19 protein-coding genes are annotated in these 16,280 nt (G+C 40.5%); all 19 read left to right on the forward strand.

The features are described 5' to 3' along the window. Positions 1–145 precede the first annotated feature (145 nt). The 19 genes from CLV99_RS21320 to nuoK all read left to right on the forward strand — a co-directional run bounded on the left by CLV99_RS21320 (position 146) and on the right by nuoK (position 16,269). Positions 146–1,024, forward strand: coding sequence for a diacylglycerol/lipid kinase family protein (locus CLV99_RS21320; protein ID WP_133586545.1), 879 nt, complete (start codon positions 146–148; stop codon positions 1,022–1,024). A gap of 155 nt (positions 1,025–1,179) precedes the next feature. Next, positions 1,180–1,527, forward strand: a complete 348-nt coding sequence (locus tag CLV99_RS21325) for a translation initiation factor (protein WP_133586546.1) — start codon at positions 1,180–1,182, stop codon at positions 1,525–1,527. Positions 1,528–1,929: 402 nt separating this feature from the next. Beyond that, positions 1,930–2,760, forward strand: a complete 831-nt coding sequence (locus tag CLV99_RS21330) for a MotA/TolQ/ExbB proton channel family protein (protein ID WP_133586547.1) — start codon at positions 1,930–1,932, stop codon at positions 2,758–2,760. Positions 2,761–2,858: 98 nt separating this feature from the next. Beyond that, the gene (locus tag CLV99_RS21335) at positions 2,859–3,515 is read left to right on the forward strand and encodes an ExbD/TolR family protein (protein WP_133586548.1); all 657 of its coding nucleotides are present in this window, start codon (positions 2,859–2,861) and stop codon (positions 3,513–3,515) included. A gap of 15 nt (positions 3,516–3,530) precedes the next feature. Next, complete coding sequence (locus CLV99_RS21340) at positions 3,531–4,088, forward strand: ExbD/TolR family protein (RefSeq protein WP_133586549.1); 558 nt, start codon at positions 3,531–3,533, stop codon at positions 4,086–4,088. Positions 4,089–4,122: 34 nt separating this feature from the next. Continuing rightward, complete coding sequence (locus tag CLV99_RS21345) at positions 4,123–5,004, forward strand: energy transducer TonB (RefSeq protein WP_133586550.1); 882 nt, start codon at positions 4,123–4,125, stop codon at positions 5,002–5,004. A 290-nt stretch (positions 5,005–5,294) separates the two neighbouring features. Then, positions 5,295–6,203 (forward strand): PstS family phosphate ABC transporter substrate-binding protein, encoded by a 909-nt coding sequence (locus tag CLV99_RS21355; protein ID WP_133586552.1) that lies wholly within the window; start codon positions 5,295–5,297, stop codon positions 6,201–6,203. Positions 6,204–6,254: 51 nt separating this feature from the next. Continuing rightward, positions 6,255–7,964, forward strand: coding sequence for a tetratricopeptide repeat protein (locus tag CLV99_RS21360; protein ID WP_246032825.1), 1,710 nt, complete (start codon positions 6,255–6,257; stop codon positions 7,962–7,964). A gap of 103 nt (positions 7,965–8,067) precedes the next feature. Further along, positions 8,068–8,448 (forward strand): NADH-quinone oxidoreductase subunit A, encoded by a 381-nt coding sequence (locus tag CLV99_RS21365; protein WP_133586554.1) that lies wholly within the window; start codon positions 8,068–8,070, stop codon positions 8,446–8,448. A gap of 94 nt (positions 8,449–8,542) precedes the next feature. Continuing rightward, positions 8,543–9,097 carry an NADH-quinone oxidoreductase subunit B gene (locus tag CLV99_RS21370; RefSeq protein WP_133586555.1) on the forward strand — a complete coding sequence of 185 codons (555 nt, stop codon included), beginning with the start codon at positions 8,543–8,545 and terminating at the stop codon, positions 9,095–9,097. After that, positions 9,090–9,593, forward strand: a complete 504-nt coding sequence (locus tag CLV99_RS21375; RefSeq protein ID WP_133586556.1) for an NADH-quinone oxidoreductase subunit C — start codon at positions 9,090–9,092, stop codon at positions 9,591–9,593. The genes CLV99_RS21370 and CLV99_RS21375 overlap by 8 nt, the downstream gene beginning before the upstream one ends. A 17-nt stretch (positions 9,594–9,610) precedes the next feature. Further along, positions 9,611–10,846, forward strand: a complete 1,236-nt coding sequence (locus CLV99_RS21380) for an NADH-quinone oxidoreductase subunit D (protein ID WP_211348617.1) — start codon at positions 9,611–9,613, stop codon at positions 10,844–10,846. Then, positions 10,839–11,366 (forward strand): NADH-quinone oxidoreductase subunit NuoE family protein, encoded by a 528-nt coding sequence (locus CLV99_RS21385; protein ID WP_133586557.1) that lies wholly within the window; start codon positions 10,839–10,841, stop codon positions 11,364–11,366. Before CLV99_RS21380 ends, CLV99_RS21385 begins: the two co-directional genes overlap by 8 nt. A 5-nt stretch (positions 11,367–11,371) precedes the next feature. Continuing rightward, complete coding sequence (gene nuoF / locus CLV99_RS21390; protein WP_133586558.1) at positions 11,372–12,727, forward strand: NADH-quinone oxidoreductase subunit NuoF; 1,356 nt, start codon at positions 11,372–11,374, stop codon at positions 12,725–12,727. 32 nt (positions 12,728–12,759) lie between these two features. After that, a complete protein-coding gene (locus tag CLV99_RS21395) occupies positions 12,760–13,776 on the forward strand; it encodes a 2Fe-2S iron-sulfur cluster-binding protein (RefSeq protein WP_133586559.1) in 1,017 nt (338 codons plus the stop codon). Between the two features lie 7 nt (positions 13,777–13,783). After that, positions 13,784–14,824: an NADH-quinone oxidoreductase subunit NuoH gene (nuoH, locus tag CLV99_RS21400; protein ID WP_133586560.1), complete on the forward strand. Its 1,041-nt coding sequence runs from the start codon at positions 13,784–13,786 to the stop codon at positions 14,822–14,824. 92 nt (positions 14,825–14,916) lie between these two features. Beyond that, positions 14,917–15,438 (forward strand): NuoI/complex I 23 kDa subunit family protein, encoded by a 522-nt coding sequence (locus tag CLV99_RS21405; RefSeq protein ID WP_133586561.1) that lies wholly within the window; start codon positions 14,917–14,919, stop codon positions 15,436–15,438. 4 nt (positions 15,439–15,442) lie between these two features. Further along, positions 15,443–15,940: an NADH-quinone oxidoreductase subunit J family protein gene (locus CLV99_RS21410; protein WP_133586562.1), complete on the forward strand. Its 498-nt coding sequence runs from the start codon at positions 15,443–15,445 to the stop codon at positions 15,938–15,940. Further along, entirely contained in the window at positions 15,940–16,269 is a 330-nt protein-coding gene (gene nuoK / locus CLV99_RS21415) for an NADH-quinone oxidoreductase subunit NuoK (RefSeq protein WP_133586563.1), read from the forward strand. Before CLV99_RS21410 ends, nuoK begins: the two co-directional genes overlap by 1 nt. Positions 16,270–16,280: the final 11 nt, after the last annotated feature.

Genomic DNA, 16,280 nt, shown 5'->3' on the forward strand with positions numbered 1-16,280 from the left:
AATGCAAATCAGTCCACCTTTTTTTGACGCCACAAAGCTACGACTCTTTTATAACTATTAAAAGCTAATTTTAGTTATTCCATGATTTGTACGGTTATTAATTGCGATGTAATCTATATCTTTACAAGCGTGACAGTATGCATTTATGGAAGATCAAAAAAAGATACTTTTTGTGATAAATCCCATTTCGGGAGGAAAAAAGAAAACTGCTTTCAATAAGAAAGTTTTGGAGGTTCTTGATTTAAAGAAGTTTAACCCAACTTTTCAGCAGACAACGAAACCTAATCATGCTTATGAATTGGGCAGGAAAGCTATTGAGGAAAAATACGATGCGGTTATCGCTGTAGGTGGAGACGGCACTATCAACGAGCTGGGCGCTGCACTGATAGGTTCGGGGGTTCCTTTGGGAATTATTCCCGAGGGGTCAGGTAATGGTCTAGCACTCTATTTAGGGATTCCTATGAATGAAACTGCTGCTATCCGTCGGTTGAATCGATTTGAAACAGTGGACGTGGATTGTGGAACGATCAATGAGAAACCTTTCTTTAATATTGCGGGACTGGGGTTTGATGCATCTGTGAGTGACCGGTTTGCAAATGATTCTATCCGTGGGCCTATTGGTTATTTAAGATCTGTGATCAATGTCTTAGGAAAGTATAAGCCCTGTCATTATACCTTAACCATAGATGGTAAGAAATACGAGCGAGAGGCGTTTATGATATCTGTTGCGAATTCGCCACAGTACGGCAACAACGCCTATATAGCACCCAATGCATCTGTCAACGATGGTGTGTTGGATGTATGTATTGTGCACAAATTTCCGTTGTACATCCTGCCTATGATGGTTTACCACCTTTTTAATAGATCTGCAGACCAGTCCGAGTATGTGGAGATTATTCCAGGTCGGAATATATTGATTGAACGGGATGACTCTGGTCCAGTACATGTCGATGGTGAGCCATTGACTTTGACGGGCGATCTTCAAATTGAGGTCAAGCCGAGTTCGTTGAAGATAATATGTTAAAGATAAGATATGAGTATTGAGATATTTTTACGCTCAAATCTAACACCTCCCTCATACGTAAAATAAAGTTATAATGGAGAGAAAGGTTACGATGGTGATAAAAGGTTCCTCGTAACTTACATCACTTTTATAACTTCTGTAACTTTTAAATAAAGATGGCCAAACAAAAAAAGCAACGTTACGAAGGTATCGTTTACTCAACTGATAGTTCATTTTCCTATGAAGAAGAACTAGATACAGAAATGGAGACACTGCCGAAAGAGAAGCAGAAATTGAAAGTGCTTTTAGATCGCAAGTCTAGGAAAGGAAAAGTTGTGACAGTAGTTGAGGGATTTATAGGGAAGGATTCGGATTTTCAGGATCTGGCTAAATTGTTAAAGCAAAAATGTGGAGTTGGAGGAACGGCAAAAGATGGAGAGATTTTGATACAAGGGGATTTTAAGCAAAAAGTTTTTGAAATTTTAACGAGTTCTGGCTATAACGTAAAACAAGCCGGAGGATAGTGTAATATTTGTGCTATAAATACGTTAGTACAAGGAGATTAGCGGCTTAAACTGCGGTATCCCACAAATATGTTGCAACAACCAAAGTGAGTGATAGCTTACTTATTTTTGTGAGTTAACTATTTATTAATTTGCATATCAAAAAAAAAATAGTTTTTATTGCATAATATTCACAAGATGGAAACATTTAATTTATGTGTGTATTGAGGATATGATTGCCGCTGATGCTCATCCGTCAAGCACATTTATAAAGAGTGTAAAATTAAATGCTAAAAAATTTGACTTTTGTAACAAAATAGTATATTTGTTTTGACAGACGTCAAAATGATGTAAAAAGTATTGCATTAAATTGAATTAAACATAAATAATTAAACAACAGTAAAAATCTAAAATTTAGTAAAAATGGCAAACGCACCAAAAACTACTAGCCCAGCAAAACAAGAGAGTGGCAATTCAGGTAACTTATTTGCGAGCTTATCTATCGTTATTTGTTTTATCATTGGTTATTTGATTTGGAAATATGTGATGGGTAACCCTTCTAACTTTATCGATAATAATCCTGAAAACCAACCTCTTCCAGGTAACTACGGTGGTATGGTTTATCACGCAGGGGTAGTCGTTCCTATCTTAATCGGTCTATTTTTGATGGTATGGGTATTCGCTATCGAGCGTTTTATCGTTATCGGAAAAGCTTCAGGTACAGGTAATGTAGGTAACTTCGTAAGAAAAGTACAATCATTATTAAAAACTGGTAGTATTGATACAGCTATCGCTGAGTGTGACAAACAAAAAGGTTCTGTTGCTAACGTAATCAAAGCAGGTTTGTTGAAATACAAAGATGTTGAAGCTAACCCAGGATTAGATGCAGAAAAATCAGCCTTAGCTATCCAAAAAGAAATTGAAGAGACTACAGCATTAGAGATGCCTATGTTAGAGAAAAACTTAAATGTATTGGCTACTTTGGTTTCTATCGGTACGTTGACAGGTCTATTAGGAACGGTAACAGGTATGATCAAGGCCTTCTCGGCATTGGCAACAGGTGGTGCTCCAGATTCAGCTAAATTAGCAAACGGTATTTCTGAGGCCCTTATCAATACAGCTACAGGTATTGCTACATCTACATTTGCTATTGTAATGTACAACATCTTGACTGCAAAAATCGACAAATTAACTTACTCTATCGACGAGGCTGGTTTCTCTATCGTACAAACGTACGCTGCTAACCACAAGTAAGATGCTTAAAAATAAATTTTAGTTTTTTTTATGGAAACTGAAATGTACAAGCATCATTAAAGAAAAAGAAGAGTTGTTAATTAAAAAAGATTAAAGAAATGGGTAAAGCAAAAGTAAAAAGAGCCAGTACATCGATCGACATGACAGCGATGTGTGACGTATCTTTCTTGCTTCTTACGTTCTTCGTTCTTACAGCAACCGCAAGACAACAAGAGTCACTGATAGTTGACGCGCCACATTCCTATTCAGAAGCAAAATTGCCTGATGGAAACGTAGCAATGATCACTGTCGGTAATGAAGGAAAAGTCTTCTTTCATATGTCAGACCAAAATGTACGCGTACAAGCTTTACAGCAAATGGGCGCATTGTATGGCATTGAATTTACACCAGAAGAATACGGTAAGTTCAAAGCGATGGAAGATTTTGGAGTGTCAATGAAAACAATGAAAACATTGTTGGCAGCTGAAGCAGGCGATAGAACAGAAGATAAGCAAAAGGGAATTCCTGTAGATTCGACATCAAACGCATCAAATGAATTGTCTTCATGGGTAAAGCAGGCTAGGTTAGCATCAGCAAAGATATTGAGAGATAAAGCTGCCGCAGATGGTACTGATCCAGATGATATCGAGCTAATGACGGTAGCAATCAAGGCCGATGCCAATGAGAAGTTCCCTAGTTTGAATTTAATAATTGAAACATTACGTAATCAGAAGCAAAACAAGTTCAGTTTCGTAACTGGCCTTAAAGCTGATTAATTAGAATAGAAGCAAATGGCAGAATTAAATCAAGACTCTGGTAAGGGCGGTAAAGGCGGAAAGGTAAGGTCTAAGAAATCTGGGGGTAAGGTCGATCTTACAGCCATGGTTGACTTGGCATTCTTACTGATCACGTTCTTTATGTTGACCACTTCCTTGAATAAGCCTCAAGCGATGGATGTCGCTATGCCTGATAAAAACGTCGAGACAGATAAGCAAACTGATGTTGATGTGGATGAGCATCGTAGTGTGACTTTAGTATTGGGTTCTGACGACAAGCTTATTTGGTATCAAGGTGATGTTAAAAAGCCTATCCAAGAACCAGCTGTAATCGATTACAGTAAGGACGGTCTACGTGCTGTACTTATGAAGATGAAACAGGTAGTTCCTCAACAGGCAGGAGGCAAAGACATGATCGTAGTGATACGCCCGAGTGAAAAATCGGTAACTAGAAATATCGTTGATGCATTAGACGAGATGAAAATCGTAGACGTCAAGCGTTATATGATATCTAACCGTATCATGGCCGAAGAAATTGAGCTATTGAAAAAGGATAATCTATACAATGATTAATCATTGTGTGCAGTTATCATAAAACAGAAATAATATGTTTGGAAAATTAAATATATTTAAGAAAGAGTGGCTTGATGTTGTCTTCGAAAACAGGAACAAATCTTATGGAGCGTACGAGCTTCGTAAGTTAGGGCCGAAAGCAACCAACACAGCGTTACTTATTGTAACGGCAATTGTTGCGGTTTTCAGTGTTCCTTCGGCGCTTAATCTAAAGCTTTTTTCAGGTAAAGAAGCTCCGAAAGAGGAGATTGCTTTTACAGAAGAAGTTACTTTAGAGGATTTGGCGGAGAAACTTCCTGAAGAAGAGGAGAAGCCACCTGTACAAGAAGAAGCACCTAAGATTGCTGAATCTAAACCTGCACTAGATGTAGTTGCTTTACCTGAGATTAAGCCTGTTCCTAAGGAAAAGGCGGTAGAGCAGGAAGTTGCTACTGTCGAAGAGGCTACAGATAAGAAAAAACTTATCGGCCCTGTTGCGATGAAAGGTATGAAGGGTGGTAGTATCACAACTGAAGGTAAATGGGGTACAAAAGATGTTGCTGGATCAGCAACAGGTAGTACTAAAGGTGTAGAAGGAGGAACTGGTTCCGGAGAGGAAATCTTCGAATCCGTAGAGATTCAACCTGAGCCACCGGGTGGTATGGCTGCGTTCCGTAAATGGATTGGCGACAACTACCAGTATCCATCAGGCGCTATCGATGCAGGAGTGAAAGGAACTGTTCAGGTATCGTTCGTTGTAGAGAAAAACGGAGAGTTGACTGATGTCAAAGTTGTTCGTGATCTTTCGTATGGTACAGGACAAGCTGCTGTCAACTTGTTGAAGAAAGCGAAGAAATGGAGCCCAGGTATTCAAAACGGACGTCCAGTGCGTGTTGCTTATACTTTGCCTATTCGTTTGGACTTAACAAATATGTAATGAGTGTGAATAACAACTCAAGAAACAATAAATTTAGACAGAAATCGCCGACACAGCGATTTCTGTCCATTTTAGGCCTATGTATGTTTCTTTTCTATTTCATTTTGGGCCTATTGATTATCTTTTGGAAGGCATTCCCTTTAGAAATTGACAAAACGTATAAGAATATGTTTGGAGGATTGCTGATTGTGTACTCGTTTATGCGATTTGCAAGACTTTGGCAGAATAATTTTTTACGTTAAAAATCATGTACGATTAATCCTTGTATTAATCTTTAAATCTTACTGAGTATGAAACTGTTTTTTTGTTCCGTGTTGATCAGCGTGGTAGCTCTTGGTTTTACAGGCTGTTCTAATAATACTAAAAAGGAGAAGAAAGATGATATCTTGGCCGGGGTCTTGCCGGTTGCTGTAGACGAAACCGTCTTACCCCTATTTTTGGAACAGAAAGAAGTTTTTGAAAGCTCGTACTATAATGCTAAAATCCAAGAACAGGCGAATCCTGAAGTACAAGTGGTCAATAGTCTTTTGAATGGAGATGTAGCGTTTGCAGTTTTGACCAGGCAGTTGACAGAGGAGGAACAGAAGGGGTTTAAAGCGAGGTCTGTTACCCCGAGAATTTATAGTGTCGCTTATGATGGCATTATTTTGGTAGGTAATATTGCGGATGCAGATACGAACGTTAATGTATCTGATATTGCAGAGTTGATGAAGGGGAATAAGGTCAAGGATTATTCCTTGGTTTTTGACAATCTGAATTCGAGTGTCTTTCGTTACTTTAGGGAGCTGGGGAAAATAGAAAAGGTTGCTAACACTTTTGTTGAGGCAAAGGATGGTGCTGAAGCTGTTTTAAAGGAAGTAGCAGAAAAAAGAGGAAAAGTTGGCTTGATTAGTTACAATCAATTTTTATCTTTAGAAAGTTCTTTTTCAGAAAAAGATAAAATTCGTATCTTGAGCGTAGTTAGTGAGAAAGATGGGGTCAAGAAATATGTGAAGCCTTCTCAGACAAGTTTTGCGACAGGGGAGTATCCTTTGAAACGTGAGATTTTTGTACTGAACTACCAGCCTAATTTGGGGTTGGGAATTGGCTTTTCAGCATTTATGACCGGAGACAGAGGACAGCGTATTGTTTTGAAATCGGGGTTACTACCCTACACAATGCCAGGTCGCGAGATAATAATTAGAGATAAAATAAATTAGTAAACAACTATAAGAATACAAGATAGAATTATGACAAAAAGCAAATTATTTTTGAGTTTATTACTAGCTGGGGCTGTGGTTGGTACAGCAAGTGCTCAAAGTTTGAAGGACGCTCAGGCAGCTATGGATGCAGAGCAGTACGATAAGGCTAAAGGTATTTTGCAAAATTTGGTCGAGAAGAAGGCTAAAGATGGCGAGAACTACTTTTACCTTGGACAGATTTATTTGATTAATGAAAAGGCAGATTCTGCGGCAATTATTTTTAATAATGGTTTGACAAATGCGCCAAAAGAGCAGTTGAATAATGTAGGTTTGGGTATCGTAGATTTGATGAAGAACAACACTTCTGCTGCAGAATCTAAGTTTGCTACAGCGACTGCTTCTCTAGGAAAGAAAGATTATTTGCCTTTGTATTATATCGGTCGTGCATATATCGATGCACCTAAGCCTGATTTTGCAAAAGCAGTAGATTATTTGACACAAGCAAAAGCTAAAAATGCGAAGGACGCAATGGTTCCTGTAGCTTTAGGTGATGCTTTCTTAGGATTGAAAGATAATAGCCAAGCTTATGTTAGTTACCGTGACGCACTTAATGTGGACCCTAACTTGGTGAAAGCAAAAGTGCAACAAGCGTTGATTACACGTCGTGCATTTGCATTCGACGAAGCGCTAGAACAATATAACAATATCGTATCGGAATACCCTAACTATGGTCCGGTATACCGCGAAATCGCTGAGACGCAATTGCAGATGGCGAAGCGTATGCCAGATAATACAGACGAAGAAAAAGCAGCTTACGAAGCTCAGGTTTCAAAAGCGGTAGATAGTTACAAAAAGTATTTACAGGTTACAGGTGATATGTCACCAGAGGCGAACGTGCGCTATGCGGATTTCTTAGTATATGGTCAGAAATATGACGAGTTGAAAACTGTTGCGGAGAAGTTGGCTAATGTACCGGGAGTTGACGCAAAAGTATTCCGTTACTTGGGTTTGATCGCAGTCAATCAAGATAAAGATTATGCGAAAGGTGTCGAGTATTTTGATAAATTGTTTGCAGGCGCAGAAGAAAGCCGTTTGATCGATATCGATTATCTTTTCTCTGGTTTGGCAAATATCGAAGCTGGTAATGTGGCTAAAGGTCTTCCTAATTTGCAAAAAGCATTAGAGATGAACCCTGAAATGATGCCTGAAATCGGTTCGGCCGGTATGGTGGCATTTGGACAAGGTAAATATGATGTAGCTGCGGCTATTTTCAATATTCCTGCGCAGAAAACTGGTACGGATTTCTATTACGAGGCAAATTATTTCTTAGGAATGGCTAACTTCCGTGCTGGAGCAGCTAAAAAAGAGAAGGAAGAAGATGCAACGAAGGAATTAAATGATGCAATAAAAGCATTTGATGTTATCGTAAAATCGAACGATCAGAAAGTATACGACGAATATCTTGTACAAGCGTTGTATATGACAGGATATGCGAATATGCAATTGGATGTTATCAATCCAGAAACTCCTGAATTGACTAAAGGTTTGTTTGTTCCTGCTTTCGATCAATTGATTAAGGTATTGAAGGATAAACAAGCTGCAGGGGAGACATTAGATGAAGATGCAACTTCTAAGTTGGTGGATTCGTACAATAACGTTGGATACTTCTATTTATTAAAAGGAGACAACAAGAAAGCATTAGAGTATTTTGAGAATACAATCAAAATTAGTCCTGAAGACGAAACGGCTAAGGCTTATATTGACTACTTAAAGAGTTAAACCTCTAAAAATTAGTAAGAAAAGGGGAACTGCATAGCAGTTCCCCTTTTTATTTGGGATAAAATTCCTATTTTTGTGTATATAACTGAGACTTAAACTTATCATGGAAAACGTACAACTAGAGAATATGCCAGTAGACTATTTGCCTATTCTGATTCAATTGGCTGTTGCAACCGGTTTTGGAGTGCTTACCATTGTGGGAACTCATCTTTTAGGCCCTAAAGTCCGTTCGGAAAAGAAGCTTTCTTCTTTTGAATCCGGAGTTGAAGTGGTGGGTAATGCAAGGCAGCCTTTCTCCATCAAATACTTCCTTGTCGCTATCTTATTCGTCATTTTTGATATCGAGGTTATCTTTATGTATCCTTGGGCTGTCAATTTTAGAGAGTTTGGAATGCAGGGGCTTATCGAGATGTTTGTCTTTATGGGTATGCTGCTTCTGGGCTTTATCTATGTGATAAAGAAGAAGGCGCTGAACTGGGATTAGAACAGTTCTAAATAGCAATCCTCGGCTCCAATACAAGATTAAAAATATTATATTGAACCGAGAAATAAACTACGAAAAGAAGAAATAACTAATTATGAGCAAAGTTACCTTAGCCGAAGCGCCCCCGGGTGTAGAAGGAGCTGGATTTTTTGCCACTTCATTAGATAAAGCCATTGGACTGGCTCGAGCCAATTCGCTGTGGCCACTGCCTTTTGCGACATCTTGTTGCGGAATAGAGTTTATGGCGACCATGGGTTCTACCTATGATTTGGCTCGTTTTGGTGCAGAGCGACCTAGTTTTTCGCCACGTCAAGCAGATATGTTATTGGTGATGGGGACCATTGCTAAAAAAATGGCTCCAGTATTAAGACAGGTATATACGCAGATGGCTGAGCCGCGTTGGGTTATTGCTGTTGGTGCCTGTGCATCCAGTGGAGGTATTTTTGATACCTATTCTGTTCTACAGGGAATTGACGAGATTATTCCTGTAGATGTATATGTGCCTGGATGCCCACCTCGTCCTGAAGCAATCCTAGATGGTGTGCTCAAATTGCAGGAGATTGTAAAGAATGAGTCTTTGAATAGGAGAAATACCCCGGAATATAAAGCATTATTAGAGAAGTACGGTATAGAAGCAAATAATGAATAAGTTGGATAATCAGGTTATAATTGATCGTCTACAGGCAGTTTTGGGCGATAAGATTCAGGTTTTAGGAGAGCCTCATGGTTTATTGGCAATTCAAACGGAGGCAGCTTATATTTTGGAGTTGCTGGCATTTGTCAAGAACGATGAACTGTTGCGTTTAAACTATTTGACGGATATTACTGCAGTACACTATCCACAGCAGGAAAAGCAATATGCTGTGGTGTATCATCTTCATAACCTTTTCCAAAATATACGTGTTCGTGTGAAAGTGTTTATCGGTGGCGAGCAGCCGTCTATACCTTCTGCAACGAGTGTGTGGCAAGGGGCAAACTGGATGGAACGAGAAACGTACGATTTCTTTGGTATTCATTTTGAAGGCCATCCAGACCTAAGGAGAATTTTGAATATGGATGATCTGGATGTCTTTCCAATGCGAAAAGAATATCCGCTAGAAGATCCTAACCGAATAGATAAGAAAGATTTTTATTTTGGCCGTTAACTTCAAGTGTAGATAAGATGAGCAACCGAATAACCAAGATAACCCCTAATGATCCCGTTTTTTATGATAATGACCCTCAAGATGAGTTAATAACGCTCAATCTGGGGCCTACGCACCCTGCTACGCATGGTGTGTTTCAGAATGTTTTGCAGATAGACGGCGAGCGGATTGTGAGTGGGGTTTCCACGATTGGCTATATACACCGAGCTTTCGAGAAGATTGCAGAGCATCGTCCTTTTTATCAGATTACACCACTTACCGACCGTTTGAACTATTGTTCGTCCCCAATCAATAATATGGGATGGCATATGACAGTCGAGAAGCTCTTGGATATTGAGATTCCCAAGCGGGTGCAGTATATGCGTGTGATCGTGATGGAACTAGCGCGTATCGCCGACCATATTATTTGTAATGGTATTTTGGGGGTAGACACAGGTGCCTTTTCAGGTTTTCTCTATGTGATGCAGGAGCGGGAGTTTATCTATGAAATTTTTGAAGAAATCTGTGGTGCCCGCTTGACGACCAATATCGGTCGTATTGGTGGATTCGAGCGTGATTTTAATGATATTGCTTTTGATAAGATTAGAGAGTTTCTTAAACGTTATCCGCCTGTTTTGAGCGAGTTTGAGGAGCTTTTTGTTCGTAACCGCATATTTATTGAGCGTACTTCAGGGGTAGCAGCAGTAAAGCCGGAGGAAGCATTGGATTACAGCTGGTCTGGTCCTATTCTACGCGCTACCGGAGTCGACTATGATGTCCGGGTTACAGCTCCCTACTGTTCGTATGAAGAGTTTGAGTTTGATGTGCCGGTAGGTACAAATGGAGATGTGTATGATCGGTTTATGGTGCGTAATGAAGAGATGCGGCAGTCTATGCGTATCATTCAGCAAGCGCTAGATAAAATAGAGAAAGAACCAAAAGGGGTGTTTCATGCTGATGTTCCAGAGTTTTATTTACCGCCAAAGGAGCAGGTTTATAATAATATGGAAGCATTGATTTATCACTTTAAAATAGTGATGGGAGAATGGGAAACACCGAAATCGGAAGTGTATCATGCCGTGGAGGGCGCCAATGGCGAACTCGGCTTTTACCTGATACATGATGGAGGGCGTACGCCTTACCGACTCCATTTCAGAAGACCATCTTTTATCAACTATCAGATGTTTGCACCAATGAGTAGAGGTATGTTGATATCTGATGCGATTATCAATATGAGTAGTTTAAATGTAATAGCAGGAGAGTTAGATGCTTAGTATACAAGAGAACCAACCGGTAGAATTTTCTGCAGCGCTTTTGGAGCAGTTCGGCGAGATTGTCGCTCGATACCCCGAGGGTCAACAAAAGTCAGCATTGTTGCCAATCCTTCACCTCGTGCAAGCGGAGTATGGATGGTTAAGTACAGATAGTATGGATAAAGTGGCATCATATCTTCATATACAAGCTATTGAAGTGTATGAAGTGGCTACGTTTTATACCATGTATTTTTTAAAGCCCCAAGGAAAGTATATGTTGGAAGTGTGCCGTACTGGACCATGTTGCTTGGTCGGTGCTGAAAAGATTATGCAACATATTGAAAACCGTCTGGGCGTAAAAGAAGGAGAGATTACAGCCGATGGTTTGTTCTCTTGGCGAGGTGTAGAATGTATGGCCGCTTGTGGTTATGGACCTGTATTACAGATCGGACCTGAGTATACATTTTACGAGAATTTAACCGAAAAAAGTGTTGATGAATTGATCGACACTTTGCGTGATAAAGCGAAACAGCAAGCTTAAAACATATGGGACGTAAATTATTATTAGAGCATATCAATGAGCCTGGTATTCAGACTTTTGATGTTTATCGTCAAAAAGGTGGATATCGTGCTGTAGAGAAAGCATTAAAGAGCATGTCTCCTGATGACGTTGTCGAGGAGGTGAAGAAATCGGGACTACGGGGTAGAGGAGGAGCGGGATTCCCTACCGGGATGAAGTGGAGCTTTTTGGCAAAGCCAGAGGGTGTATCCCGTTATTTGGTATGTAATGGCGATGAGTCTGAACCGGGTACTTTTAAAGACCGTTATTTGATGACTCATATCCCACATGCATTAATTGAGGGCATGATTGTGTCAAGCTATGCATTGGGGGCAAATACGTCGTATATCTATGTCCGCGGGGAGATGATGCCGCAGATCCGAATCTTAGAACGCGCTATTGCCGAAACAAAGGCCGCTGGACTTTTGGGCAAGAATATATTAGGTACAGGCTATGACTTAGAGATCTATGTACAACCGGGAGGTGGTGCATACATCTGTGGCGAGGAGACGGCACTGTTGGAATCATTGGAAGGTAAGCGTGGTAATCCGCGCATAAAGCCACCATTTCCCGCAGTTGCAGGATTATATGGCTGTCCTACGGTTGTAAATAATGTTGAATCTATCGCATCTGTTGTCCCTATTATCAATGATGGAGGCGAGGAGTATGCGAAAATCGGTATAGAGCGCAGCACAGGAACAAAGCTTATCTCTGCTGGAGGAAATGTGAAGAATCCAGGAGTGTATGAGATTGAGTTGGGCGTGCCCGTAGAAGAGTTTATCTATTCCGACGAATATTGTGGTGGTATAGCTAATGGAAAGCGATTAAAGGCTTTGGTTGCAGGCGGTTCGTCTGTGCCGATTCTACCTGCAAACTTAATCTGTAAGACTATCAACGGAGATGCCCGCCTGATGACCTATGAATCTTTGGCAGATGGTGGTTTCCAGACAGGCACGATGATGGGGTCCGGAGGCTTTATCGTTTTTGATGAAGATCAATGTATTGTCCGTAACACCTGGAACTTCACTCGGTTCTATCATCACGAGAGCTGTGGACAGTGTTCTCCTTGTCGTGAAGGAACGGGCTGGATGGAGAAGGTATTACATAAAATAGAGCATGGTAAAGGCAGTATCGCGGATATCGATTTACTATGGGATATTCAACGAAAAATAGAAGGTAATACAATTTGTCCGTTAGGCGACGCTGCGGCGTGGCCGGTAGCAGCAGCGATTCGACACTTTAGAGACGAATTTGAATGGCATGTGCTTCATCCAGGGGAGTCGCAATCGAGGAATTATGGATTAGCACATTATGCCGATCCTGTAAAACCTGTAGCACAGTAAACGGGGTAATAATCTAGTAGAAAGCAGAAACGATGGCTGAAGAAATTGTAAAATTTAAAGTAACAATCGATGGTATACCTGTAGAGGTAGCACCAGGAACTACTATTCTAAATGCGGCGCGTCAGATAGGTGGAGATATTGTCCCGCCAGCGATGTGCTACTATTCTAAATTAGAGGGAACGGGGGGAAAATGTCGTACCTGTTTGGTCAAAGTATCTAAAGGATCTGAGAAAGACCCTCGGCCAATGCCTAAACTTGTGGCATCTTGTCGCACAACTGTTATGGATGGCATGGAGGTACAGAATATAACGTCTCCAGATGTTGTTGAAGCTCGAAAAGGAGTTGTGGAGATGCTTTTGATCAACCACCCTTTGGATTGTCCAGTGTGTGATCAGGCGGGAGAGTGCAAATTGCAGGATTTGGGCTATGAGCATGGTGATGAAGGGACACGTTATGAGTTTGAGCGCCGTACATTCGAACGTATTGATATTGGAGATAAAATACAGTTGCACATGAATCGTTGTATTCTGTGTTACCGTTGTGTTTTTGTTGCCAATCAGCTTACCAATGAACGTGAACATGGGGTCTTGAATAGAGGTGATCATTCAGAGATATCTACATTTATACATAAAGCGCTGAACCATGATTTTGTAGGAAATGTAATTGATGTGTGTCCGGTAGGGGCGTTGACGGATAAGACTTTCCGGTTTAAGAATCGTGTGTGGTTTACGAAGCCTGTGGATGCGCATAGGGACTGCCCTACCTGTGCTGGTAAGGTGACTCTGTGGTACAAAGGCGAAGAGGTGTTGCGGGTAACGGGACGAAAAGATGAGTATGGAGAGGTGGAAGAGTTTATCTGTAATACCTGTCGGTTTGAAACTAAAAGTACATCAGATTGGACGCTTGAGGAGCCAACTCCGGTAGACCATGAATCTGTTATTGGAGCAAATCACTATTTGAATTTTAACCCTCCTGCGGTGATTCATGAAGATAAAAAATTGCAATTGGCTAATGAGGAGCAGTTGGCTAGAACAGAACGATTAAAGTAAATCAGCAATGGAAACAGCTTTTATTTTAGAAAAATTGATTTTAGTAGTTATTGTGTTTACTATCACGTTGGTAATCGCGATGTATTCTACTCTTGCGGAGCGTAAGATTGCTGGTTTTATGCAAGATCGACATGGGCCAGATAGAGCAGGTATTTTCGGACTTTTACAGCCTTTGTGCGATGGCGGGAAGTTCTTCTTCAAGGAAGAAATTATTCCTTCAGGTGCTCATAAGCCATTATTTATCCTAGGGCCGGTTATCGCCATTATTACAGCCTGTATCAGTTCGGCTGTTATTCCTTGGGGACAGGAACTTACGATTAATGGCAAGCAGATCTCGTTGCAAGTGGCTTCTGGAATTAACATTGGTGTACTCTACATGTTCGGTGTTATTGCTTTAGGGGTGTACGGAATTATGCTTGGAGGCTGGGCTTCTAACAATAAGTTCTCTTTGATGGGGGCTATCCGCGCGGCTTCGCAGAGTATTAGTTATGAAATCGGAATGGGCTTGTCGCTTATCGCGTTATTGATGGTGACGGGTACATTACAGCTGGAAGATATCGTGGCACAACAATCAGGCTTTGTCAATTGGAACATATGGGTACAACCGCTTGGTTTTTTGATTTTCATCACCTGTGCATTTGCAGAGTGTAACCGTGTACCGTTTGACTTGCCGGAGTGTGAGACTGAACTGGTGGGCGGATACCATACCGAATATTCTTCAATGAAACTCGGGCTCTATATGTTCTCGGAGTACATTAACATGTTTGTGTCTTCGGCATTGATGGCAGCGCTCTACTTTGGAGGTTATAATTTTCCATTTATGTATGAGCTTGGTCTATCGCAAAATTGGATAACCATTATTGGCGTGATCGTTTTCTTTTTAAAGATATTCGGCTTCATCTTTTTCTTCATGTGGATACGTTGGACCTTGCCACGCTTCCGCTATGATCAGTTGATGAATCTTGGCTGGAAGATATTGATTCCTTTAGCCATTGCTAATATCGTGCTGACAGGAGTAATTACATTAGTAAAGGATACTTATTTTTAAGACGAGTTATCCGGTGAACGAGTTATCAAGTTATCAAGTCAAGGTAACCTGATAACAGGATCACAGGATTACTTGATAACAAAGCAAAAGTTATGCAATCATTAAGCAATAGGAAGAAAGTAATTGAGCAGAAGCCAATGAATATATGGGAGCGCATGTATTTGCCGGCTATTGCTAAGGGGCTATCTATCACCCTAAAACACTTTTTCAAAAAGATACCGACGATTAAATATCCGGAGGAAATACGTCCTTACTCGAAGAACTTTAGGGGGCAGCATTCTTTGAAACGTGATGAGCAAGGACGGGAGCGTTGTACAGCCTGTGGACTCTGTGCTTTATCTTGTCCTGCTGAAGCTATTACGATGACTGCCGCAGAGCGTCAAAAAGGAGAGGAGAACCTATATCGGGAAGAAAAGTACGCCGCTGTTTATGAAATCAATATGCTCCGTTGTATTTTTTGTGGACTCTGTGAGGAGGCCTGCCCTAAGGAGGCGATCTATCTTGATGGCCCACATGTTACTGCGGAATATCTGCGTCGAGATTTTATTTATGGCAAAGATAAATTGGTGGAGCCTAAATTTGATATTACAAAACTAAACAGAGAAAACGCTTAAGCAGATGACTATATTCTATTTTGTTGCCTTTTTGTCTATTTTCTTTGCGTTGATGACCATCTTCACGAAGAACCCTGTGCATAGTGTACTTTATTTGGTAATTACCTTTTTCACTTTTACAGTGCACTACATTTTGCTGAATGCTCAATTTTTGGCCGTTGTCAATTTCATCGTCTATATGGGAGCAATCATGGTCTTATTTTTATTTGTCCTGATGCTGCTCAATCTCAATAAGGAGATAGAGCCGATGAGGTCCAATGTGGTAAAGATTATGGGGGCCGTGGCAGGGATGTGTATGTTGGCCACATTTTTAGGCGCTTTTAAGGTTTTAGAGAGTAATAATGAGTTTGTGACGGGGAATACCGATGTGGGACTGGTAAAAAATCTAGGTAAAGTTTTATTTGATGAATTCCTTTTGCCTTTTGAACTGTCCTCAATTTTGTTGTTGACTGCGATGGTCGGCGCTATATTATTGGCTAAAAAAGAAACAAAAGAAGCGTAATGGACAATCTTATTCAAAATATACAAGGGATACCGTTAAATCACTACGTGATTTTTTGTAGTATCATTTTTTCAATCGGTGTCATTGGTGTATTGATCCGTCGTAATGTGATTATCATTATGATGTCGATAGAGCTTATGCTCAATTCCGTTAACTTGTTATTGGCCGCATTCTCCGCATATCGGGGAGATGCCAGTGGACAGGTGTTTGTGTTCTTTATCATGGCCTTGGCTGCAGCTGAAGTCGCTGTGGGACTGGCTATTGTTATTATGGTCTATCGGAATACAAAATCAGTAGATATTGAGTCGTTAAGTAAGTTGCGTTGGTAAAAATTAAGTAG

It is taken from the genome of Sphingobacterium yanglingense, assembly GCF_004363245.1.
Classification (GTDB): Bacteria; Bacteroidota; Bacteroidia; order Sphingobacteriales; family Sphingobacteriaceae; genus Sphingobacterium; species Sphingobacterium yanglingense.

Coding starts and splice junctions, on each gene's coding strand:
- CLV99_RS21340 (WP_133586549.1), top strand. CDS start 3,531: ATGGCAGAATTAAATCAAGACTCTGGTAAGGGCGGTAAAGGCGGAAAG.
- CLV99_RS21405 (WP_133586561.1), top strand. CDS start 14,917: ATGCAATCATTAAGCAATAGGAAGAAAGTAATTGAGCAGAAGCCAATG.
- CLV99_RS21395 (WP_133586559.1), top strand. CDS start 12,760: ATGGCTGAAGAAATTGTAAAATTTAAAGTAACAATCGATGGTATACCT.
- CLV99_RS21370 (WP_133586555.1), top strand. CDS start 8,543: ATGAGCAAAGTTACCTTAGCCGAAGCGCCCCCGGGTGTAGAAGGAGCT.
- nuoH (WP_133586560.1), top strand. CDS start 13,784: ATGGAAACAGCTTTTATTTTAGAAAAATTGATTTTAGTAGTTATTGTG.
- CLV99_RS21365 (WP_133586554.1), top strand. CDS start 8,068: ATGGAAAACGTACAACTAGAGAATATGCCAGTAGACTATTTGCCTATT.
- CLV99_RS21385 (WP_133586557.1), top strand. CDS start 10,839: ATGCTTAGTATACAAGAGAACCAACCGGTAGAATTTTCTGCAGCGCTT.
- CLV99_RS21330 (WP_133586547.1), top strand. CDS start 1,930: ATGGCAAACGCACCAAAAACTACTAGCCCAGCAAAACAAGAGAGTGGC.
- CLV99_RS21380 (WP_211348617.1), top strand. CDS start 9,611: ATGAGCAACCGAATAACCAAGATAACCCCTAATGATCCCGTTTTTTAT.
- nuoK (WP_133586563.1), top strand. CDS start 15,940: ATGGACAATCTTATTCAAAATATACAAGGGATACCGTTAAATCACTAC.
- CLV99_RS21335 (WP_133586548.1), top strand. CDS start 2,859: ATGGGTAAAGCAAAAGTAAAAAGAGCCAGTACATCGATCGACATGACA.
- CLV99_RS21325 (WP_133586546.1), top strand. CDS start 1,180: ATGGCCAAACAAAAAAAGCAACGTTACGAAGGTATCGTTTACTCAACT.
- nuoF (WP_133586558.1), top strand. CDS start 11,372: ATGGGACGTAAATTATTATTAGAGCATATCAATGAGCCTGGTATTCAG.
- CLV99_RS21320 (WP_133586545.1), top strand. CDS start 146: ATGGAAGATCAAAAAAAGATACTTTTTGTGATAAATCCCATTTCGGGA.
- CLV99_RS21355 (WP_133586552.1), top strand. CDS start 5,295: ATGAAACTGTTTTTTTGTTCCGTGTTGATCAGCGTGGTAGCTCTTGGT.
- CLV99_RS21375 (WP_133586556.1), top strand. CDS start 9,090: ATGAATAAGTTGGATAATCAGGTTATAATTGATCGTCTACAGGCAGTT.
- CLV99_RS21345 (WP_133586550.1), top strand. CDS start 4,123: ATGTTTGGAAAATTAAATATATTTAAGAAAGAGTGGCTTGATGTTGTC.
- CLV99_RS21410 (WP_133586562.1), top strand. CDS start 15,443: ATGACTATATTCTATTTTGTTGCCTTTTTGTCTATTTTCTTTGCGTTG.